The following is a 21,177-nucleotide window of genomic DNA, read 5'->3' on the forward strand; positions in this document are numbered from 1 at the left end:
GGTGGGGGGGGGCCCGCGTCCCCCGGCCCCCGGGGGTTGTCTCCCTTTCCTCTTTTCTCTCCGACCTGGCCCCCCCCTCCCGCGGGGGCCCCCCCCCCCACGACTGTTAGGCCATACTTACTCGACTCCCACCTTCTCCAGCTCGGCCAGCCGGGCAAGGACACGCTTGGGGAGCTCCGCAGCCGTCAGCCGAAACCGGCTCCAGCGATCCTTTGAGTCCGGCTTCATCGACGCCGAGAAGCGGAAGCGCCCCTTGCTGTTGGGCTCGGTCACCATCTCGCCGAACGCGCCGCTCGGTATCAGCCAGGCCGTCATGATTGCCCCCAGCTCGACGTCCACGGCGACGAACAGCATGTCCAGGTCGGCCCGTGGCTGGAACGTCTGCGACCGTACAAAGGCCATCAGCCTTCCCTGCTGAACTTGCGTTCCAGTAGACATCCGAGCCTTCACCTGTACCGCTAGCGTCGCGGAACTTCCGCGCCGGTGGAAGACAAGGTCCACCCCCTCGTCGTCCACGAGCGAAGTGGAGACGTTCAACTCGCCGCCCGTGACAAGGATGCACGAGGCCGCGACCAAGTACTCCGCCGCCTTCCCCATTCGTCCGGCAGCGGGGCTCTTATCCAGGTAGTCCTCGTCATCGCTCATGGCGGAAATCTAGCGAGCGCCCGCCGATGGTGACCACCCGTCCAGACAGGTCCAGCGGAGCGCATCCTCATCACTGCCGGGCGGGCGATCCCGATTGCTGGTGCACGGTGAGCGTTTCGGCGACTCTGCGGGCGCCCGTGGGAGAACCTTCACGCCCAGAGGTTGAATCTCCGTTGACGTGGCCTGCCAGGAAGGAGCCGTGGCACGGCGCAGGGCGATACGACGGCGACCGCGAGATCGTGCCGGCCATGGCCATCGCCGCGGCGTACACTCCGGCCGAGGTGCCAGCGGGCACGGGGCAGGCAGCGGGCCCGATCAGAGCCGCGTGATCGGTGCCACCTCTTCCACCAGGGCCCGCAAACGGTCGATCCCCTCCTCGATCTCCCGCTCAGTGACCTGGCTGAACGAAAGCCGGATCTGACGGGCGCCACCGCCGTCGGCGTAGAAGTAGCGCATCGGCGTCCAGAGCACACCGTGGATGCCCGCTGAATGTTCCAGCGTGCCGTCGGTCGCGTCGAACGGAACGCTCAGCGTCAGGAAGAAGCCGCCGGTCGGGCTGTTCCAGTTCACGTCCGGGCGGTCGCTGAAACGGTCGGCCAAGGCCCGGAGCATCCGCTCGCGGCTACGGGAGTACAGGGCGTTCTCCGGCCGGTTCTTGGCGCGCAGGCTCAGCTTATGGGAGAGCAGCGCGCCGCCCACCACCGCCTGAGCGATCGGCGACGTGTTGACCGTCACCATGCTCTTGAGTACCGCCAACTGGTCAGACAACAAGCCCGGTTGACCAGCAACCCTCTGGTCAGCGACGACGTAGCCCACCCGAACGCCGGGCAGGGCGGACTTGGCGAACGACCCGAGGTAGACGACCACTCCCGTCCGGTCGCTGTCCTGGTCGACGGCCTTCAGAGAAGGGATCGCGTCCGGACCGGCGAACATGCTGTACGCGTTGTCCTCCAACAGCAGCAGGCGCTCCTTCGCGGCTGCCGCTACCAGCGCGCGGCGGGTGGCGAGGTCCATGCTCACACCGGTCGGGTTGGCGGCGTCCGGGATCACGTACAGCGCTCGCGGACGAAGACCTCGGGCACGGGCGGCAGCCAGCCGGGCGGCCAGGTGGTCCAGGTCGATGCCCTGAGGGCCGCTGTGCACAGGCCACACGGGCAGGCCGGCGAGCCGGGCCGCGCCCGCGAGGCCGACGTAGGTGGGCGAGACGGCGAGGACGATGTCCTCGGGGGGCTTGCCCAACCTGCTCTTCAGCCACGCGGCCTGACAACCGCAGCGCCGAAGCGGCCTCGGCAGGCCGAGCCGTTCACGTCGGTGGGACCGGACAACCGGCCTCCCGGCCCATAGCTGTCACCCAATGAACGTGCGGCCCGTCGAAACAGATGACGCCGCGGGTTCTGTCGGCATGCCCATTTCCCGCGAATCCGGGCCCATTTCCGCGCCGAACAGGCGACAGGTCCGCGATCGACGACACTCGAATGCCCGACCTGAAAACAAATGTCCCGTCACGACCAGGACGGAGGGCCCCAGCCAGCGAAAACCCGCTCAGCGGGACGGCGTGAACGAGCGTTCACGACCACACTGCGACCACCAAAGGAAAAGGCCATCCCCATCGTTCCGATGGGGATGGCTTCCGACCTGCGGATACGCAAGTCGGGACGACAGGATTTGAACCTGCGACCCCTTGACCCCCAGTCAAGGGGTTCACTTATTGTCGGCAGCAGAGGCCTCAAGGTCTCGGCCTTTTTGTTGTTCAACTGCCATGAGGTACAAGTGAGTTGGGGCTTCTTTGCAGAAATGGCGCTGCGGACCTCTGACCGTGGCTCAGTGTTTACTTTGCGCACAAGTGTCCGTTTCCGATCACCAGCGTCCACGGGTGCTCATCGGGTGTGGTCCCAAAATGGTCCCCAGGCCGACCACCCCACCGCGGATACCGTCTGTGATCGGGATCTGTCGGGCTTTCAGCACGCGGCCTCACGCCAGCCCGACTGCCCTCGTGCCGATGCCGTCAGTCGGCCCACGGGACCGGCGCCTGCGGGCGGATCATGGTCCCCTACCCACCGACTACGGATGGTGATCTTCCGGGCGGTGTGTCGTCTTGAGCGTGTCTTCGCCGTCTGGTCCTGAGTGCTTCGCGCACCGCCCCGCACGCTCTGCCGCCACACCCGACACGGCAGCCACTCTTGTCACAGAGGCACCACCCAGTCCGAGAGAAGGGGAAGCTCATGGGACAGCGTGCGCAGCGTGGTCGGGTGTACCGGCGGTGTGGTTGTTCGGACGGGACCACGGGGAAGCAGTTGGGTCCGTGGTGTGTGCGGTTGCTGGAGGAGGCGGAGCACGGGTCGTGGACGTACTGCGTCGACCTGGCACCCGAGGACGGGAAGCGCAAGACCCGCCGGCGCGGCGGGTTCGCCACCCGTGCGGAGGCGGCCCGGGAGATGAAGGCGGTGCTGAACGGTGAGCTGCGCGGGGTGTACGAGGACCGGCGCGTCACGGTGGCGAGCTTCCTGCGGCAGTGGCTGGCTGTGAAGAAGGAGGAGCTCGCGCCGAACACCTATGTCGGCTACGAGGCGTGCGTGGAGCGGGACCTCATCCCCGCCTTCGGCCACTACCGGCTGCCCGACCTGCGCCCCAAGCACGTCGAGCGCTGGATCGCCAACCAGCGCAAGACCAAGCGCGGCAAGGTCACCGTCTACCGGATCGTCTCCACCTTGCGCAACGCCCTCAACGCCGCCGTCCGCTCCTGGGGGCTGCGCTACAACCCGGCCAAGCACTCCGTCCCGCCCAGGCCCCGCGCCGAAGAGCGCACCTGCTGGACCCCCGAGGAGGCTGCGGCGTTCCTGCGCTACAATGCCGAGTGCTACGCGGACCAGCTGACCGACCTGTTCGAGGTCATGCTCGGTACCGGCATGCGCCGCGGTGAGGTCCTTGCCCTGCATTGGACGGACGTGCACCTCATGGACCGCAAGCTCTACGTCCGCTGGACCCTCGCCGCCATTGACAACGGCGAGATCCACCTCTGGGAGCCGAAGACCGAGGCCAGTCGCGCCTGGATCAGCCTCTCCCCCAGAGTCATGACCGCCCTCCACCGCCAGGCCACAATCCAGATGAACGCCCACCCCGACGGTCGGCTGGAGGGCCTCGTCTTCGCCCGCCCGGGCGGGACCCCGCTGCGGCCCCAGTGGGTCCTCGACCAGCTCCGCAAACGCACCGTCGAACTCGGCGTGCCCAGGATCGGGCTGCATGACCTGCGGCACACCGCGGCCAGCATCATGATCGCCGAAGGCATTCCCATCGCGATCGTCTCCAAAACGCTGCGGCATGCGACCCTGGCGACCACGATCAACCTCTACGGCCACCTCTTCAAGGGCTCCGCCGACCAGGCCGTCAACGCACTCGCCCGAGCGCTCGACCAAGCCCAGACAGGCCAATTCCGCGCCCTCCCCCGCGGCGACGACGACCTGCCGCTCGCCGCGTAGCGGCAGCCGGGCTTCTCCCCGACTCGGCAGAGCTGTACTGGCGGGGGAAGCCCAGAAGGCGAGAAGTCGACAGACAGGTCAGACGGTCTGGAATGCGTTCCGGGCCGCACGTGTCAACCGTGCGCCGGGGGAAATTCCCGCACTCTGTCCGAGTCCGCCGGTATCCTCCCGGTGCAGCCGGCACGTAGATCGCTTGACCGGCGGACTCTGGCGCGGAGGGATCCCCGTGATAGATCTCAGCAGCTACGAACTGACATGGCCCACCGACCTCTTCATCGCCGAGGGCAACCACATCGCGGCGTCGGGACGGCGGGACTGGACCTCCAGAGCGCAGTGGCTGCTCACCGAGGCGTTCCAGGGGGCCAGCGCCTGCTCGGACTTCGACGACCTGCCGCCCGTAGCGCCGAGGAGCGACGATCCCTGGGGCGAACCGGACCCCAGCCCGTGGGGACGGACGCCAGTCCTGACGCAGCGCACGTGGTTCCGCGAGCTGGTCGACCGAGCGGCCGAGATCCGGCAGTTCACTGAGCCGCGCCCCTACTGGCCGCAACGCACGGCGGTCTCCGGCCCGGTACCTGCCGCGCACCCGGACGCGGTGCGGCTCGGCTTCGCCCGGCTGGTCACGGAGTTGGAGGGCAACGGTTACCTGGTCGAGCACTTTGGTGAGGAGTGCGTTGATGTGGACGAGGTGCTGCCCAATCCTGGCCGAGGTTCTGGAGCTTCGCCTGGGGATCGGCAGTCTGTGGCCTCTCAAGCCTGCGGAGTGGGACGAGGACACGTTCTTCGGTCTCGTGGAGGTGTTCCACGATCTCGTCTCCCGCCCACGCGACCGCAGTTACCACAACTGGAACTCGTGCGGCTGGCACCACCGGGAGTTCCACACCGGACCCGCCCGGGTTCTCTACCGGTGGCGGGTGAACCGGCTGCTCGCCAGCGCCGGAATCCACTACCGCCTCGCGGACGAGGGCGAGGACCAGGGCCGGCTCGTCGCCGTGACCGACGACGCACGCGCCGACCTCGTCCACCGCACTCTGACCGTCGCCGACCCCGACATCCAGCAGCGCACCGCGCACGCCATCGCACTCTACCGAGGCCGCAACGCGGCCATCGAGGAGAAACGCTCCGCGATCATCGCCCTCGCCGGAATCCTCGAGGAGCGACGTGACCTGATCCGCACTGAGCTCGGCAAGCCGGACGACGGCGCGCTGTTCCAGATCGCCAACCGCTTCGGGATCCGCCACCGCGACGCCAGCCAACTGGAGGACTACGACCCCGCCTTCCTCGACTGGATCTTCTGGTGGTACCTCGCCACAGTCGAACTCACCACCACCCTCCTCCGACGACAGCAGGCCGCCAGCTGACGCGCCGATGGGCCGACTGTGCTCGACAACCGACTGCCGAAGACCAGAATCGACACGGGATTGCGCGCCGGCGGGTACCCGGGCCTCAGCTGATCGGCGCGAGACGCGTTCGACCAGTCGCCGATCGCGGACCTACACTCCTTTGCCGAAGGCTAGATCGCCCTCCCAGTGGTCGGACGCTACGTCGTACCGGGCTGGTAAGCGGTCGGAGCAGTGGCCATTCCCACGAATGCCCCGCGGCGCGCAGGCGCCGACATTACGTCCTCCGAGCGGGATGCCCAGCCCCGGACAGCTCACCTCAGGTGTGGGCGGGTCAGCGATGCCAGAACCTCAACCGTACGCACGTCTACCGCTGGATGTAGCGGGCGGCGAGGTCAGCGGAGTGGAGGGGGTGGGGGAGCCGGGTGGCCACGTTCGTGTGGAGGTGGGCCGTGCGCAGGGACTGGACGTACATGGCCCACTCGGCGGGGTCGTCGCCGGGCTGGAGGAAGGCCGGGGCGATCTCCAGGGCGTTCGTGTTCCAGCCCCGGCGGCGGGCGGCGCGGGGTGTGGCGTGGTCGAACTTGGTGACGGCGATCGGGCCTTTGCCCTGGATGGGCTTGGGGGCGAGGCCGTAGTAGAGGCGGTCGTGCAGGCGGAAGAGCCCCTGGGACATCCCCTGCTGTCGGGTCTCGTCCCGGCTGAAAACGTGGGGCACTTCCCGCGCCGCGTCGCGTTCGACGATGCGGACGATGCGCAGCCCGGGGCAGTCCTCGGGGCGGCGGATGCCGAGCTGGTCGAGTGGGTCGGTGGCCTTGGCCTCGTGCGGGTCCAGGTGCGCGCTCTTGTCCGGGTCGGCTCCCGGCAGGATGAGGACGTCCTGGCGCATGTGCTGGGTCTGGAGCCAGGGCCAGCCGCGGCTGCGGGCGTTGCGTCCGCCCACCAGGAGCAGCCGCGGGCCGGTCGGGCGGTCGGGGATGAGTACTTGGCGGAGGAAGCCGATGTAGGTGCTGTCGCTGGTGCGATCGAGGTCGAGTCGGCCCTGTTCGCGGGCCAGGGCGAGGTGAAGTTCGGTGTAGGAGAGTTCTGGCTGCCCGGGTAGCTGCGCTGTCGTCTCGCCGTTCGGCCGGACCCGGATGACGGTGGGTACGACGGACCCCTTCGCCATCTCCAGCCAGATGCCCCAGACCTCGATCTCCTCTCCGCCTGGCGCTGGGTGGAGCTCTGGGAGCCGGCCGAGTTGGCGGAGGGCGTCGCGGAGGGAGTTCGCGGCTCTCATCAGGTCCTTGGTGCCCGGGTCGTGCTCGTCCGTGCTCTCGTCTTCGGAGTTCTCGATGTCCTCGGTGAGAACGACTTCGACGACGTCGTCGGGGGTCACGAAGTCCGTCTCCGGGGGTTGGGTGGTGTCGTGGCCCGGGACTGGCAGCATGAACTGGGTGATGTGGTGGTTTTCCGCGAATCCCGCGCGAATCGTGTCCTTGGGGTCGCCCACGTTCTTGCCGCTGAATGCTCGTGGGCCGTCGATCTCGACGATCGCGCCGACCGGCGGGTCGCTCTGGCGGTGGGGTCGGTGGCGCAGGGCCTTGGTGATCTCGTTGATCCGCCGGCGCCGGGCTTCGGGCAGTCCTCGGTCCTTGGTTTCCTCCCAGGGCTTGAGAGGCAGGCTGGCGGCGAGTGCGCCGATTTCTGCGAGTGCGACGGACAGGTCGAAGTCCCCGCTGAACCGGAGCGGTCCTGCTGTTGAGCCGCCGGCGGCGGGTGCCGATGCGGTGAGGCCGAGCCCGTGCTCAGAGTCAGTCACCGCCTTGAGGAGGAGGTCGCGCCAAGCCGGGGACTGCTCCCAGAGCTCCAGGGCGTACGAGCGGTTCTGCGGTTCTCGGCGAGGGCTGGTGGAGCGGGCGGCCGTCGCGCGTCGTCGCGGGGCGTCGACGGGCTGGAGGCCGAGGGGTTCCAGGACCTTGGTGACGGCTTCGAGTACCTGGCGGTGGTCGATCGGGAGGAAGCCTGGCTTCACCGGGTGGTGGATGGTCTTCGGCCCGTGGGAGTCGTCATGGCTGTTTCGACGGAGTGTCATGCCCGACTGGTACTGCACTGCGGCCATCCGTCGTCCGCCGCTGAGGTACTTCGCGGGGTCCGCCAGGATGCCGGTGAGCGGCGGGTACGGGAGCTGGCCGAGCCGTCCCGCGAGTTCTTCGAGGTCTCCGGTCCACTTCCAGCCGCCGTGGCGCCACGTCGCGGCGGCGCGCAGGAAGGTCGGCTCTTCGCTCGGGCGGACCAGTCCGTCCGGCGCGAGCAGCCAGACGTGCAGCTTCTTGTTGGGTGACCAGCCGAGGGGGAGGTGGAGCCAGCGGTGCAGCACGAGGTCGAGGTGGACGCGGGGGACCGGATCCTGCCAGGCGACCTGCGCGGCCAAGCGGGTGCCGAGTGACCACGGGGCGGGACCGTCCCGGTCGGGCATGGGTCGTGGCGGCCACTCGACGGCCTCCCTGGCGCCGTGGCTGGTAGGGCCGAGGACGAGGGGGTGCTGGGGTTGGTCGTCGGCGAGGAGGTGGAGACCGGAACGGGTCAGCTCGGCGGCGAGGAGGCTCGGCAGGATCTGGAACATCCCCGCGACGGGTGCGGCCGTGCCGTTGGGCCGGATGTCCCACCGCCCGATGGGGACGGCTCGTTCCACCCATTGGCCGTCCGTTGCCGAGGGGTCGAGCAGCTCGTACCAGTCGACGTGCGGTCGGTCTCGGGTGATGTTCACGGTGGCCCAGGCGGCGACGAGGTGGTGCAGCAGTTCGGAGGGCACCGGGCGTTCGGCGGCGATCCAGTACCGGTCGGGCTGGTCCAGACCGTAGGTCGATACGTCGACGATCGCCTGGTCGAGGGCCGCCGCGAGGTCGGCCAGAGCGCGGGTCGGCATCCACTGGTCGTGGTAGCGGGGCTGCCACTGCTCGTGCAGCAGGCGCATCCAGGCGGCGGGAAAGGTCAGGGTCGAGAGCATCCGGTCGGGGAACGCGTCGGGGTCGACCGTGAAGGCGAGGGGCTGGATCTCCCCGAAGGGGGCGATGGTCACCGGATTCCCCAATCCATGTTCTCCAGGCACTGCAGCATCAGCCCGTACAACACCTCGGCGGCCTGTTGGTCACGGGAGTCCGCAGACGAACCGGGGTGAATCTGACGCCGCAGGGCGCGCTGCATAGCGACCAGGATGCTGGTGTGGACCGTGTCGGGCACACCTTCGCCCGCAGCGCGGCGGGGAGCGAACGCCGGGTCGCAGAAGTAGACCTCGGCGGGTTGACCGCCGCGGATGCACCTGCAGATGGTCTGCCAGATCTGGGGGATGGTGTCCCACACGAAGGCCTGGTGGCTCGGGCCGCGCAGGTGCCGAAAGACGACGGGCCGACCGAGAAGCATGTGCCACTCGGCCCGACCGGACCGGCGGATCTCCCGGGCCACGTCGGCGAGCGAAGCCGGGTCGATCACCGGGTTTTCGAGGAGCCGCATGGCGCGCCGGTTCGCGTTGCCCATCGGGAAGTCGAGCTCGGTTGGAGGCGGATGCGGGCGGACGAGGAAGAAGACGACGCCGAGGGCCGCCGTGCCGTCTGTGTTCAGGATGTTCAGCGCGCGCTCGATGGAAAGCAATGCCGCCGCGAGGACGTCGTCGTCGCCGAGTCCGAACTGGGGCACATTGCGCCGCTGGATCCCCCAGCGGCCCGGAGGCGAGTCGTCGGACACGACGTGCAACGCGCTGAACGGGGTGTGCTGGACGACGTAGGTGGCCACCGTCCGGGCGTCCGTCTTGCTTTGGCCGACGAGGAGCGCCTTTCGCCTGTTGTCGGGAAGATCGGCGAGGACGGATGCGAGCAGGCTGGGCCCGCCGGTTCCGGCGATGTACGCGGCGATCCGGCGCACCGCGTCCTGCCGTTCGTCGCCGAGCTTCCCAGCCGGTGACACCAACGCGCTGTTGACCAGCGCCGGCCGGAAGTGAAACCGGCTTCGGGCGATGGCGGCCCGGTCCTGCGCCGGTTCGCGGAGGATGAACGACACCGGGACGCCGACGTGGTAGGCCGAGGAGTGACCGGCCCAGGAAGTGGCGGACAGCAGCAGCGTGTTGGGGCCGTCGATGGCCTCCGGGGAGAGGAGGTCGTGCAGGTGGTGCAGCAGCCACCGGCCGATGCCGCGGACCCAGAAGACCCGGAGGTTCCCAGTGTCACGGCGGTTGTTGATCCACTGGAAGGCCAGCATGTTCCCCTGCGGGGCTTCGGGCACCAGCGCGTCGTAGTCGGCGGGCGGACGCGAGCTCCAGAACTTCTCGTCGCCGGGCAGTTCGAGCCGTTGCTGGACGGCGGGTCGGACGGTGGCCATATGCAGGTAGGCCGATCCCAGCATCGACGTCTGGTAGGCGGCGCGCAGAAGCTGCCGGAGGTAGTCGAGCCGCTTCGCGACGGTACGTCTGGCACTCGGGTGTGCTTGGAGGAGGAGCCATTCGTCGAGCACCTTGGAGAGCCGCTTCGACGCCATCAGGGGCGTGGCCAGCCAGGGTACGACGGTACCGAGCGGGCCCTCTGCGGCAGGGGCGAAGGTGTGGAAGACGAACTGCTCGAAATTCTTCCGGTAGTACGCCTGGGCGCGTTCCTCACGGACCGGGTCGCCGTGGCTGTTCGGGCTCAGTCCCTGGAGGGATCTCGCGAGCTCGATGAAGAGGGAGTGGCCGGAGAAGTAGGTGCCGTCGAGGTGCTTGCGCAGCTGTGCGCTGCCGGGTACCGGTTCCAGCAGGACGCGGTAGAGGGCGTTGGCGGCTCCGTCCGCCACGTTCTTGGCCTGGAAGTACTCCGTCACCCGCTCATCCTTGAAGGACAGCCGGGCACTGTGGCCCAAGCCCGTCTGCGCGTTGATGACTTCCGTGTCCCACCAGCTGTCGTCCTCGCGGATCAGGACCTGGCTCTGCAGGAAGGTCTCGTCGAGTTGTTGCTGGACCTTGTCGGCCTCGTCGACGATCAGAAGGTCGACCAGGTGCTGGAAGAGCTCCAGCCAGCGCAGCCGGCCATCCACCGGCTGCGCCCAGCTGGAGATGAGGCCGGCGGGAGTGGTCAGCCAGACCTGCGCGTCGGCAACCCGTTGGGTGGCACGGTGGAACGGACAGATCGGGATGAGCGGACAGTTGTACTTGCCGCCCTCGACGTCGAGGAGCTTCTCCCGGCATGGGAAGTCCCGGGCCCGAAGCGGTGAATGTCGTCCTCCTGGCGCCCAACGGTGGGGCTCCAGAAGGCAGTTGACCGTCACGTAGTCGACGGCTGGGTCCTGCCGGGAGGGAAAGTAGGGGGCCGACTCGGCGAAGACACCCTGCCAGTAGCCGTTCGCGTGGCCCTGGCGGCGGCCGACGCCGATCAGAGGTACTGCGGAGATGCCGAGGGCGTCGAACATCGTGACCATCTTGAGGCAGTCACCGACCGAGGGGAGCACCAGCGCGACGCGGTAGCCGTTGTCAACGGCTGCGACGGTGGCGATCAAGGCGTAGGAGGTCTTGCCGCTGTTCGGAAGACCGATGCCGTGCTGGAGTCCCTCGACCCGGCAGTCGATTCGGCGCCTGGTGAACTTCTCCCTCGACTGGTCCCACGCGAAATAGGTGATCTTTCGAAGCCGTTCGGTGAAGTCCTTCTCCTCGATCTGCGGTAGAGGATCGAGTGCCCGGTCCATCCGCGCGGCAGCCGCGATGAGGGCCTCGGGCGGGAGATCCACCGCCTTGCGGGTGCGCTCGGCGACCAAGGGCAGGTGGTTCAGCGGCTCGGGGACTTCGACCTCCGGGATGAAGACCTCCTCGGCGTCGCCGGAATCGGTGTTCATGAACCAGTAGGTCTCGCCGAATTCGGCGTCACGCTTGAGGCGTGGTGGCGCGTAGGGCACGGGCTCGTCGAGGACGCTGCGGTAGCGGGAGACGCGGCTGATGCCGATGGTCGGCTCGCGCATCCGGTAGCGCCTGCTGCCGGGGTGCTCCTCGTCATAGGGGTCGCCGAGCGGGCCGGTCAGCGGGATGAAGACCCTCAGTCGCTCGGGGACCTTGTCGTACTCCTGCAGACTGCGGCTCCATCGGCTGCCGGTTCGGTACCGGCCGAGCAGAAGGCTCAACCGCCGGACCCGCGCCTGCATCACGCGGTCCGAGGGACGGTAGAGTGCGAACCCCGAAAGCAATGCCCAGAGGTTCTCCACGGGCTCGTCCGGGAAGTGGTCAGCCAGGAAGGTGAGCGCCGCCTCGACAGCGAAGAACTCGCGAATCTGCAGGGGGTCGACACTGTGCTGTTCGAGCCCCATCTCGTTCGCGAGGCTCGCGTACCAGGACGTGACGTCCCTCATGACTGCCCACCTTGCGCCCTGACGACCTTCCTCACCTCGGTGAGCAGCTTCCGCTCGCTGACCACCTCGACCGGAAGATCCGCCGGCAGCCGCCCTTCCAGCTCCGTCCTGAGATCCTGCAAGTACGCCGCCTGCGCGCGGTGTGTCGGCACGACCAGGAACCGGCGCGTGCACACCGGGGCCGACGGCCAGGAAAAGCAGCGGGCCAGGAGCCCTGCGCTCTCCCAGTCCTTCTCATCCGTTCCCCAGTAGGTCGTTCCCGCGCGGTCGACGGAGAACGACACGTCCAGGGCGTCCAGCCCGGCCCACAGCTCCGGTTCCAGCCCGAGCCCCTCGATCTCTCTGAAAACCCGGAGTTCGAACACGCCCGCACCATGGACGAACCTGCGCGCGGCCCGGTGCAGGACCCAGTAGAAGCCCAAGGTCTCTAGGTGAAACGTCTCTGCCTTGGTGACGCAGCCCGGGGTGCCACATGCTGTACGCGCTCGCGCGTGGGGCAGCGGAATCCGGCAGTTGGCACACCGGACCAGGTTCACACCGCCCTCACCAGGCCGCTGCTCGTACCCGGCACGGACCAGGGCCATCACATACGGTTCACCCGCCGCCGGACGAGCCGGAAACTCCTGCTCAAGCCGGACCACATCGAGATCGCTAAGCACGGGCTGCTCGATCAGCATCCGCCGCAGCCGGACGTACCCTTCCTGTACTTCCTGCTCGCTTCGCGCGTTGGCACGGGCGACCAGCCGCAGCTCCGCGAACAGATGCTGCTCCACCAACTGGGCCTCGACATCTCCCCGCTGGAACCGGGCCGCCTCCAGTGTGAACTCGCTGACGCCGCCGGCGTCGAGCATTACCGCTTCCTGATCGGATGCCGCGATTCCCAAAGTGATCGGCCAGTCACCCAGCGGGACTCTGCACAGGTCGAGGGCGGAATAGTAGTTCCGCAGGGCGGGCTGCCCGTCCTCGCTGAACCGCCACCACAGCCGGGTGAAGCCCTCCTGCCAGCGCAGGGAGAAGGCGCTACGGCCAGAAATCTCACCGGGGATGGCGTCGGCGAGCTGCTGCAGTTGCCGACCGGTGTCGACCAGCCCGGCAGCAAGCAGTCCCAATAGGACGTAGTCGTCCGCCCGCCGCATACTTTCGGGCTACCACAGCCTGCAGGACTTCGCCAGTTCAGCGGTGCATCGGGTCGAGCCCTCTTCAGGCTCTGTGACCGGGCCCGCAGGCAGGGCGTCACTACGTCCGCTGGATGCCTCGCCGCCATCGACGACGGGAAGATCCGCCTCCGGGAACCGAAGACCGAGGTCAGTCGGCCCTGGATCAGCCCCTTTCCCAGAGTCATGGCTGCCATCCACCGCCAAGCCGCGATCCAGATGAACGCCCGCCTCGACGGCCGGCTCGAGGGCCTCGTCTTCGGCCGTCCCGACGGCTCACCGCTGCGGCCGCAGTGGGTCCTCGACCAGTTCTGCAGGCGCACCACCGAACTCGGCCTCCCCAGAATCGGCCTACACGACCTGCACCGCACGGCGGCCAGTATCACGATCGCCGCCGATACCCCCCTTGGCCATCGTCTGCAAGACGATGCGCCACTCCACCCTCACCCTCACCATCAACCTCTACGGCCACCTCTTCAAGACTGCGCCGATGAGGCCGTTCTCGCGCTCTCCCACGCGCTTGACTGGGTTGCGCCCGGTTACGCGAACCGTGAGCAGGGCAACAGGGCTGTCCTGCGAGCGATACAGTCCCCCGCAGGACACCCCCGTGCAGACGGGCCCTTCGTCAGGGGGTCTGGCGGCGAGCTGCCTCAAGGCGCCGTCGGAGGTCACGGATGCTCTCGCTCCAGCGCCACGACTCCGGGGCGTCCCAGTACTTCTCGCCGATCGGGTGCCAGTCGGACAGCTCGCTCAGCTGAGCGGTCAGCGCCTCCCAGCCGGTCCCGTGTGTGGTGCCCGAGTCCCGGTCGAGCTTCCGGGCGACGTCGTGGAGGCGGTGAGCCGCTCGATAGTAGGACAGCTGGGTGTCGGTCAGTCGCCGTACCGCGAAGCCGTCGCACTTGCTGCACCAGTCGAAGTCGTCGCGGGCGAGGAGGTCCGCGATGCGTAGCAGGTCGTCGTGCTCGGTGACGCCGCGTTCTCCGGAGTGTGAACAGAACGGTGAGTGGCCCTTGCGTTGCCAGCCGGGGTCGGCATCGGTGGTGTAGACCTGTACATCGGCGAGGACGCCCAACGGGATTCCGCTGCCGCGGTGCCACCGGTCGGTGCCGGGCTGCTCGAACGGTTGGAGGCGAAGGCGGCGGGCGCTGACCAGCAGGCCGTGCCACACCGCGCTGGACACGGTGCGGCGGCGGCCGTCACGGTCGGGGCCGCCGTCGAGGGTGCGCAGGTCCGCCGCGCCGCGTGCCATGGCCAGGCATCGCAGCTCCTGTTCAAAGTTCTCCCTTCGGTACCTCAGGCGAGCGGTGGTGCGGGCGCCGTCTGCGAGACCGAGGTCCTCTCCGAACTGCGGATCGTGCGGATCGCGGACGGGGGTGGGCCAGATGCTCTCCCCTTCGTCTTCGTCGGGACGAGGTCCGATTTCCTGGATCCACGGTTCGATGACGCTCGTCGGCAGGTCCGAGGCTCCGGCGATGACGGTTCCGTGCCACCCGGCGGCCAGCCGCCTCTCGACGACCGCCAGTGGCAAGACCTCCGATCCTCCGTCCGGGGAGAAGACCAGGTACAGCTGGTCTTCTCCCGCCGAGACGGCGCGCAGCGCGCGCACGTGGTCAGCGGCGAACGGCTGGCGGTCACGGACGGGGGTGTCGTCGAAGACCCCCGGCCTGATGTGGGCCACGGCCGTTTCGGCCCTGGTACCGGTCGTCGTTTCGGCCGTGGCGGTGGTGTGGGGTTCGCAGTCGAGGAGGGAGGCGCGGGAGTCGAGAAGTCGATCGGCGATGAGGGGCGGGACCTGCAGGGTGAGGGTGCGCCGGGCCCAGTCGGCGGTGGCGAGGTAGGTGACGAGAACGCCGGTGGTCCAGTTGTCGAGTTCGCTGAGGAATCCCCGCTCGTCCCGGTGCGAGGAGTCGTCGGCGACCTCCGACAGGTGCGCGGTCACCAGCAAGGTCGGCTTGGGCTCGGCGCCGGCAGCTGCGGCATGCGCCAGGTCCTCCCAGGACGCGACCAGCTCGTCAGCGGCGGAACATGCCTGTGCGTAGCCCTTGCGGTTGGAGCGCATACCGTGGGTGAGCGTGTAGGAGATGTACGAGCGCTCGCTCGGCCGGCCCCAGCCAGCTTCGGCCTTGTGCTGCCAGTCCCGCCACAGTGCCTTCAGCCTCTTGTTAATCTCCTCGCGTGTGCCGATCGTGGTCAGCGCCGGATCGTCGATGGGCAGGTCCGGCTCGTCCAGGAGCGCTGCTGCCGCGCCGGTCAGGAGTCCGTCCGGGTCGACGAACCGTGCGGCTTGCACACGCAGTGTCTCCAGGTGTTGCTTCTTCACGGCCAGCTTCGTCCCCGCCCAGTCGGCAAGCCAGGGGAACATTGCGACAACGGCTTCGGCCTGGTGCAGGCTCTTCGCCGCATTCCGCCAGGCGGAGAACACGCTGTTCCGCAGGTGCTCAGCGTCGTCGCGCGCCTCTTCCTCGTCGCCGTCTACTTCCTCGCTGTCAGGGTCGACTACGGGCTCGGTGCGCAGCAGGTCTGCGGCGGCCTGGACCTCGTTCTCGTCCCACCAGGTGTCCTCGTCCGGCCCGGTGTGAAATCGCAACTGGTAGAGCAGACCGATCCCGCCGAGTTCCTTGAGGAAAACGCCCAGGCCGGTTTCCGAGCGCACCCACGCACCCCGCGGCGCGCAGCGTGAGCACATCCGGCCGATCGTCTCCGCGTTCAACGGGACCTGGGCCGTCGTGATGTCACGGGCACGCAGCTGGGTGCATGTCGCCCCAGCATGGAGCTTTGCGTTCTTGCCCTTGGCCGAATGGACGGTGACGGGCGTGCCCTCGAACGGGCCGAGCGGAACATCTGCGGTCAGAGCACAGTCGAGCACGTGACTCCCCTATCGGTCTCGGCTTGCGAGCCTAGATGAGGGCACCGACAAGGTCAGCCGAGAACGCTGTTCCCACATACGTCCTGCGGACGACGGCAAGCGGCTCGGTCTGACCGGCGTTCTCCTGTCCGCCTGGACGGCGTCGGGGTCATTCCCCTGCAGTGAGCCAGCGCAGGCGCCCGTCCTTGGGAGAGGTCCGGCAGGTGAGAGCCAGGCCACTCGAGGAGGTGGCGGTGGCGCCGGCCTCGCGGCACTTGCGGTGGGGTTCGTTGCAGCTTCCCTTCTTCGTGCCGGGTATCTGGGCGCAGTTCTCGGTGTCGTGCGCTTCCTTGCCCTCAGGGGAGAGGTTGTCGTAGTTGCTCCCGTCGTGCCGCCCAGGGGAGTCTCCGTCCGGGCCGTCCGTCTCTGTCGGCTTCCCTGTCGCGCTGCGCCTGGTGGGTGCTGGAGCGGTGTCGGCCAGGGGTGCGGTCGGCGAGGACGTCCGGGTCTGGGCCGGTGAAGTGGAAGCCTCCATCGGCGCGGGCGACAGCGGTGGGACGGACAACGGCAGCGCGGATGACGAGGCCGCCGCGGAGGACGGGTTCGGCGCAGCGGCGGGCGACAGACCGGTGCCGCAGGCCGTGGCCATGCCGAGGAGCGCGCCCGCGACGGACAGCGCTGTGACCCTCGACACGGAGCACTTTTTGATCATGGAGCGGGGCATCGGCTCAGTGTAGGCAGTCAGTGATCTTGGCCGATCGCGGCACCCGCCGCAGTGGGGGGAAACCAAGGATCGTAGACGTACTGCATAGGCCCCGCTCTGGGGAACAGCACGTGACCATGAAAGAATCCTGCAGGTGATCCCTATATCGCCCGGGAAGCCGGTTCAGCTGTGTTCGGATCCTGGTTGCTCGCAGTCGGCCGCGTACCGGACGCGTTCGCGCGATGCCTGGTGCGACGATCACATCACAGGCATCCTCCGCGCCGGCGGCCTGGAGCCGTTGGAGCCGTTCGCCAAGCCGACGGCGTGGCGCCTGACCCGGTGCCTGACGTGCGGCTGCGAGGCTCACTACCGCTTCGAGTACACCGTCTCCAAGAACGCGGAGAACGAGGCGACGTGCCGGGCGTGCTACTGGCGCCAGTGGGCGCAGGACGAACGGCGGCGCCACGGCGCGTACGCGGATCTGACGCCGGTCCCTGTAGCAGACGCGAAGGAACGCGCGGACAGGCACGGTTACGACTACTTGGCAGCACTGACCAACCCGTCCTACCGCGACGACCCTCATCACGTCCGGTGCCGGTACTGCGGCCGCCTCGCCGCCGAACGAATGGGGGACATCGCGTTCGGCTGCCGGTGCCAGACCAACCCGGGCCGCGCACGACAGACGCCCAACCCGCCCGGGCAGAAGCAGCGGGCCCTGCTCAAGGACTCTAGGCTCCCCGTCCTCGCATGGTGGGACCACGGAGCGAACGACCTCGCACAGTGGGAGAGCGTCACCGTCGTAGCCCGCCGCGAGGCGGCCTGGCGCTGCCCCGACTGCGGCCTGCGGTTCACCGCCCGGGTCCACGACATGATCCACCGGGCGAAGTGCCCAACCTGCGAGCCGAATCGCCACGTCGAGTGGGAGGCGGAGTACGAGCGCTACCAGGTGACGCCCGTCTCCGAGGTGCGCGAACTGCTCGCGGCGTGGGCCGACGACGAGGACCCCCGCACCGTCACCGTGGCCAAACTCGGGCCGCTGCGGCAGTTCCGCTGTCCGCGGGGACACCACCCGCGCATATCCCCGTACACCTATCTGCGTTCGGGCTGCCCCTCCTGCCGGAGCCAGGAGACACGCGCCGCTCGGCTGGAAACCGAAGCCGCCATTCCCGCCCCGTTCAGGATCAGCCCGGAGATCGCCTCCCAGTGGCACCCGAGCCGCAACGGCCGCATCAGCCTGGCCAAACTCTCCCCCAAGTCGCGCAGAACCGTGTGGTGGCAGGACCCCGGCTGCGGCCACGAGTGGCAGGACACGCCTGAGCAACGGGACAAGGGGCAGCGCCTGCGCTGCCCCGAGTGCCGCACGATCCTCGACTCACTCGCGTTCCACTTCCCGGACCTCGCCGCCGAGTGGTCGCCGGTGAACCCGCTCTCCGCCTGGCACGTGCGCCCCAGCGGTCAGACGGCATTCGTCCCGACCTGGGTCTGCACCGCCGACCCCACGCACGTGTGGCAGGCGCCCCTGGCCTCCCGTGCCGTCGGCAGCGGGTGCCCCGAATGCAGGGAACACGGCAAGTCCCAGATCGAGCTCGACCACCACGCGGCCGCGGAACGCGCCTTCGGCAAGGCATCCTCGGGCCAGGCCGTACGCCACGATGCGTTCCTCCGACGCAGCGTCTGGCACGTCGACATCACGGTCGAACTCTCGGGCGGCCGGAAGCTCGCCGTGGAGTACGACGGCTCCTACTGGCACGCGGACAAGGCCGATGTCGACGAGGAGAAGTCCCGTGACCTACTGGCCGCGGAATACCTTGTTGCGCGGCTGCGCGAGCATCCGTTGCCCGCTCTGTCGATCGACGACCCCGGGTACGCCGAGTTCACCGTCCACTCGACGGTTCCCGATCCGGATTGTGTGATCGAGCGGGTAAAGCGGTGGGCATCCGAACACTGATCCACGGAACTCCCCGTGCCGGCAGAAGGCGCAGCCCGGGCCCGCTCCTCACGCCCCATTCCCGGGAGCTCCGATACGGACCGCGCCCGGCCTTCTCACCGGAGAGGGCTGCGGGCGGACCACGCCGGATTCATGCATGAAGAGGTTCGGAGCGGGCACGGCCGTGGTGTCAGCAGTCCCGCCCCGGGAGCACGCGCAGGGCGAGGACGGATCCGTCCGGGTGGATGGAGACGGGGCCGTCCCAGTCGTCGTCCCAGGTGGCGTTCGGCCACGACGAGCGGCGGGCGTGGGCCTCTTTGCGGTAGCGGGTGAGGCGGCGCTCGACGAGGTGTTCGAAGAGGTCCTCCGCGATGCCCGAGAAGGCCTCCACTCGTGTGCGGTTGAGGCGCAGGACGTGGTCGGTGCCGACGAACGGGATGCCGAGGAGTTCGTGGTCCGCGTCCTGGACGCTGCCGATCGCGGCGTGCGAGATGCCCTCGTACCGTTTGCGGCCCTGCCGGCCGGTGAGGTACGGGACGGTGGCTGCCGCGTCGCCGGCGAAGGCTGTCAGGCCCGCCGCGCCGGTGCGGGCGAGGGGGTGCTGGAACCAGGCGAAGTGGTTGGCCTGGATGTGGAAGCCCGGAACGGGTTCAGGGGTTCGGCCGTCCTGTGCGGGCGGCAGGATTCCGGGGAAGATGTTGTCCTGGTCGAGTTCCTTGTCCAGGTCTCTGGCTTCGCCGACCGGGTGGGTGAGTGTGCCGCCGTTGCCTGGTGTGTGCAGTAGGTGGACGGTCATCGGCCCGTCGACGGGGAGTTCGGTGCTGAAGATCAGGGCCGCGGTGTCCGTCCATCCGCCGATGTGTACGGCGTCGGCGTGGACTGAGGCCGAGGCGAGTTGGGTGTGGGAGGCGGAGGCGCCGCTGTGGTTGCCCTTGCAGGCGATCGGGAAGACCCGCGAGGGCCGGCCGGGTTTCCACACCTCCGCAAGGTACTGGGGGCGGCAGCGGTAGCCGACGGGGACGCCGCTGTCCCGGCCGGTCACCGCGAAGCCCGCCCGCAGGGCGGCGTCGGCGGGGACGATGGAGACGCTGTGGTCCGGGTAGCGCCTGGCCAGGACGTGCTTGGCCACGGCCAGCGCGAATCCGACGCCGAGTTCGTCGGACTGCAGTGCCTTGTAGTAGTCCGCCGTGTCACGGCCCTCGGCCGACAGGGCCGCTCGCCGGGAGCTTCGGCTGGAGCGATGCCGCGCTGATCTGGTAGCGCCCGACATGGCGATGCGTCCAGTGGGGGCGATAGGTAGGCGGTGGGGCTTCGCGGATTCGGCCGTCTTCAGCCGGGTCTTCAAGGCTGCATACGGGATGCCGCCGGGCGAATACCGAACGCTGGCTGGTAGGACCTCGGACGTACCCTCGCCACCGGGCAGATAGGTCGCGAGAGCGCCGGGAAGCCGGTGCACCATGGTCGAGGCCCCGTCCATCGGCCCTACGCGGTGACTCTGCCCGGGCCGGTCGGCATGCACGCCCGGCCCCGGGCTCCTGGTCCATCTGGCGACGTCGCCCCGGGCGGCGGCCATGTCGGGAGCGACGCCACCGGCCACTGGCGGCTGCACAACGACGGAGAAACGGCGACCGTGCTGTCCACCCCCGCCGAATACGACAGCGACGGCCACCCCCTGCTGCACGCCGTCCCTATGCCCTGACAGGACCGTCCGGTTGCGCAGCCCAAGTCCGGAACTCCGCGTCTGCGAGAACGAGCCTCCGCCTCCGTCGCACCGGAGTCGTGCCTGCTCCCACCCGACTACGAGAAATCCGTGCGACGCCGCAATCGCTCGCACAGCTCTACGAAGCCCGGCTCGAACGCGTACTTTTTAACCATGGCGAAAAAAACTTCATTGGAAGCGAGCGGGTAAAGTTCATTTTCATATGGGGCGGCAGCGGAGCTATCAAAAAGACCGCCGTCAAAACCCCTGAAGGTAGCACCCATGGGATTCATGAACATAAAACAAAGCCAGCGCCTCCGGCGCTCTTCGAGAGAGTCGCCTTCGGTATCAGGATTAATCAACAGATCGGCAGCCTCTAGATTCCTGTCGTCCGAGAGCGCGATCGTATCGATCGCAATCCAGGCATTCTTGATGGCTCTGTCATGTTCAATTCGCGCCAGGCGTTTTGTACCGCGCCTAACCGTCCATGCGATGAAGACGGTCGCAGCTACACCAGCAACACTCGCAATCGCCTGGACAATCTGGCAGACAGTTTGGATCACCTGCGATGCCCTTCCACCGTCGCTCACACGAAACCGCAAACGCGCCGACCCACCGCCATAGTGAAGTAGCCCAAGGCCCTCGAAAGCTGGACAGGTCAATGACAACAAGAGCGCTGCGTCCTCGGTCTGCTGCCCATGCTGGTGCCCGCTACCGCAGAGACCAAGACGACCCGCCCACCCGAACCGCGGCTTTATACATTGTGAGCCGCAACGCGCGAAAGCCCGGATCGGTTGTCTTCCGCGAGTTGTATGTCGGCGCAACCGTCGCCAGACCCGGCCGGTCACGGGCAGCAGCTGATGAAAAGGGCGCCCTTGCTGCGCCGCCAGGAGCAGCGACCCGGTGTGTAGCACGGCCGTCTTAGCTGCACACCCTGCGAGCCGGGGGGGGGGGGCCGCCGGCGGCCCCCGCCCCCGCGGTGTACATAAACCGGGGGGGGGGCCCAAAACCCCCCCCCCACCCCCGGCGGCCCAACCGGGGGGGCCCCC

General features: G+C 68.4%; 13 protein-coding genes and 1 pseudogene. 6 read left to right on the forward strand and 8 right to left on the reverse strand.

What is annotated here, in order from left to right:
• Positions 1 to 117: 117 nt before the first annotated feature.
• Together ACIRVF_RS31365 and ACIRVF_RS31370 are read right to left on the reverse strand one after the other, a co-directional pair.
• Positions 118 to 645: a hypothetical protein gene (locus tag ACIRVF_RS31365; protein ID WP_402825286.1), complete on the reverse strand. Its 528-nt coding sequence runs from the start codon at positions 643 to 645 to the stop codon at positions 118 to 120.
• Positions 646 to 960: 315 nt separating this feature from the next.
• On the reverse strand, positions 961 to 1,884 hold the full coding sequence (locus ACIRVF_RS31370; protein WP_402825289.1) for an aminotransferase class I/II-fold pyridoxal phosphate-dependent enzyme: 924 nt from the start codon (positions 1,882 to 1,884) through the stop codon (positions 961 to 963).
• A gap of 1,076 nt (positions 1,885 to 2,960) precedes the next feature.
• Here ACIRVF_RS31370 and ACIRVF_RS31375 point away from each other — a divergent pair.
• A complete protein-coding gene (locus ACIRVF_RS31375; protein ID WP_402825292.1) occupies positions 2,961 to 4,121 on the forward strand; it encodes a tyrosine-type recombinase/integrase in 1,161 nt (386 codons plus the stop codon).
• 226 nt (positions 4,122 to 4,347) lie between these two features.
• Positions 4,348 to 5,482 (forward strand): annotated as a pseudogene (locus ACIRVF_RS31380) (hypothetical protein).
• 346 nt (positions 5,483 to 5,828) lie between these two features.
• Here the strand turns inward: ACIRVF_RS31380 and ACIRVF_RS31385 are convergent.
• The 4 genes from ACIRVF_RS31385 to ACIRVF_RS31400 form a co-directional block, all read right to left on the reverse strand.
• A complete protein-coding gene (locus tag ACIRVF_RS31385) occupies positions 5,829 to 8,522 on the reverse strand; it encodes an RNaseH domain-containing protein (protein WP_402825295.1) in 2,694 nt (897 codons plus the stop codon).
• Positions 8,519 to 11,800 (reverse strand): hypothetical protein, encoded by a 3,282-nt coding sequence (locus ACIRVF_RS31390; protein WP_402825297.1) that lies wholly within the window; start codon positions 11,798 to 11,800, stop codon positions 8,519 to 8,521. The genes ACIRVF_RS31385 and ACIRVF_RS31390 overlap by 4 nt, the downstream gene beginning before the upstream one ends.
• Positions 11,797 to 12,936, reverse strand: a complete 1,140-nt coding sequence (locus tag ACIRVF_RS31395; protein ID WP_402825300.1) for a hypothetical protein — start codon at positions 12,934 to 12,936, stop codon at positions 11,797 to 11,799. The genes ACIRVF_RS31390 and ACIRVF_RS31395 overlap by 4 nt, the downstream gene beginning before the upstream one ends.
• 643 nt (positions 12,937 to 13,579) lie before the next feature.
• On the reverse strand, positions 13,580 to 15,607 hold the full coding sequence (locus tag ACIRVF_RS31400; RefSeq protein WP_402825303.1) for a hypothetical protein: 2,028 nt from the start codon (positions 15,605 to 15,607) through the stop codon (positions 13,580 to 13,582).
• Positions 15,608 to 16,269: 662 nt separating this feature from the next.
• On the opposite strand from ACIRVF_RS31400, the gene ACIRVF_RS31405 reads away from it, so the two are divergent.
• Both ACIRVF_RS31405 and ACIRVF_RS31410 read left to right on the forward strand, forming a co-directional pair.
• The gene (locus ACIRVF_RS31405; protein WP_402825306.1) at positions 16,270 to 16,536 is read left to right on the forward strand and encodes a hypothetical protein; all 267 of its coding nucleotides are present in this window, start codon (positions 16,270 to 16,272) and stop codon (positions 16,534 to 16,536) included.
• Between the two features lie 264 nt (positions 16,537 to 16,800).
• Positions 16,801 to 18,450 carry a zinc-ribbon domain-containing protein gene (locus ACIRVF_RS31410; protein WP_402825309.1) on the forward strand — a complete coding sequence of 550 codons (1,650 nt, stop codon included), beginning with the start codon at positions 16,801 to 16,803 and terminating at the stop codon, positions 18,448 to 18,450.
• 169 nt (positions 18,451 to 18,619) lie between these two features.
• Here ACIRVF_RS31410 and ACIRVF_RS31415 read toward each other — a convergent pair whose 3' ends face one another.
• Entirely contained in the window at positions 18,620 to 19,699 is a 1,080-nt protein-coding gene (locus ACIRVF_RS31415; RefSeq protein ID WP_402825312.1) for a hypothetical protein, read from the reverse strand.
• Between the two features lie 4 nt (positions 19,700 to 19,703).
• Here ACIRVF_RS31415 and ACIRVF_RS31420 point away from each other — a divergent pair, with 4 nt between their 5' ends.
• Both ACIRVF_RS31420 and ACIRVF_RS31425 read left to right on the forward strand, forming a co-directional pair.
• Positions 19,704 to 19,856, forward strand: a complete 153-nt coding sequence (locus ACIRVF_RS31420; RefSeq protein WP_402825624.1) for a helix-turn-helix domain-containing protein — start codon at positions 19,704 to 19,706, stop codon at positions 19,854 to 19,856.
• A gap of 23 nt (positions 19,857 to 19,879) precedes the next feature.
• Entirely contained in the window at positions 19,880 to 20,128 is a 249-nt protein-coding gene (locus ACIRVF_RS31425; RefSeq protein ID WP_402825315.1) for a DUF6296 family protein, read from the forward strand.
• 98 nt (positions 20,129 to 20,226) lie between these two features.
• Here ACIRVF_RS31425 and ACIRVF_RS31430 read toward each other — a convergent pair whose 3' ends face one another.
• Positions 20,227 to 20,691, reverse strand: a complete 465-nt coding sequence (locus ACIRVF_RS31430; RefSeq protein ID WP_402825318.1) for a hypothetical protein — start codon at positions 20,689 to 20,691, stop codon at positions 20,227 to 20,229.
• Positions 20,692 to 21,177: the final 486 nt, after the last annotated feature.

Origin of the sequence: Kitasatospora sp. NPDC101157 (genome assembly GCF_044768255.1) — a bacterium.
Classification (GTDB): domain Bacteria; phylum Actinomycetota; class Actinomycetes; order Streptomycetales; family Streptomycetaceae; genus Kitasatospora.

What these genes read in the sequence shown, in the direction of transcription:
- ACIRVF_RS31365 (WP_402825286.1), bottom strand. Translation starts at nt 645, where the DNA reads ATGAGCGATGACGAGGACTACCTGGATAAGAGCCCCGCTGCCGGACGA.
- ACIRVF_RS31390 (WP_402825297.1), bottom strand. Translation starts at nt 11,800, where the DNA reads ATGAGGGACGTCACGTCCTGGTACGCGAGCCTCGCGAACGAGATGGGG.
- ACIRVF_RS31395 (WP_402825300.1), bottom strand. Translation starts at nt 12,936, where the DNA reads ATGCGGCGGGCGGACGACTACGTCCTATTGGGACTGCTTGCTGCCGGG.
- ACIRVF_RS31415 (WP_402825312.1), bottom strand. Translation starts at nt 19,699, where the DNA reads ATGTCGGGCGCTACCAGATCAGCGCGGCATCGCTCCAGCCGAAGCTCC.
- ACIRVF_RS31420 (WP_402825624.1), top strand. Translation starts at nt 19,704, where the DNA reads ATGCGTCCAGTGGGGGCGATAGGTAGGCGGTGGGGCTTCGCGGATTCG.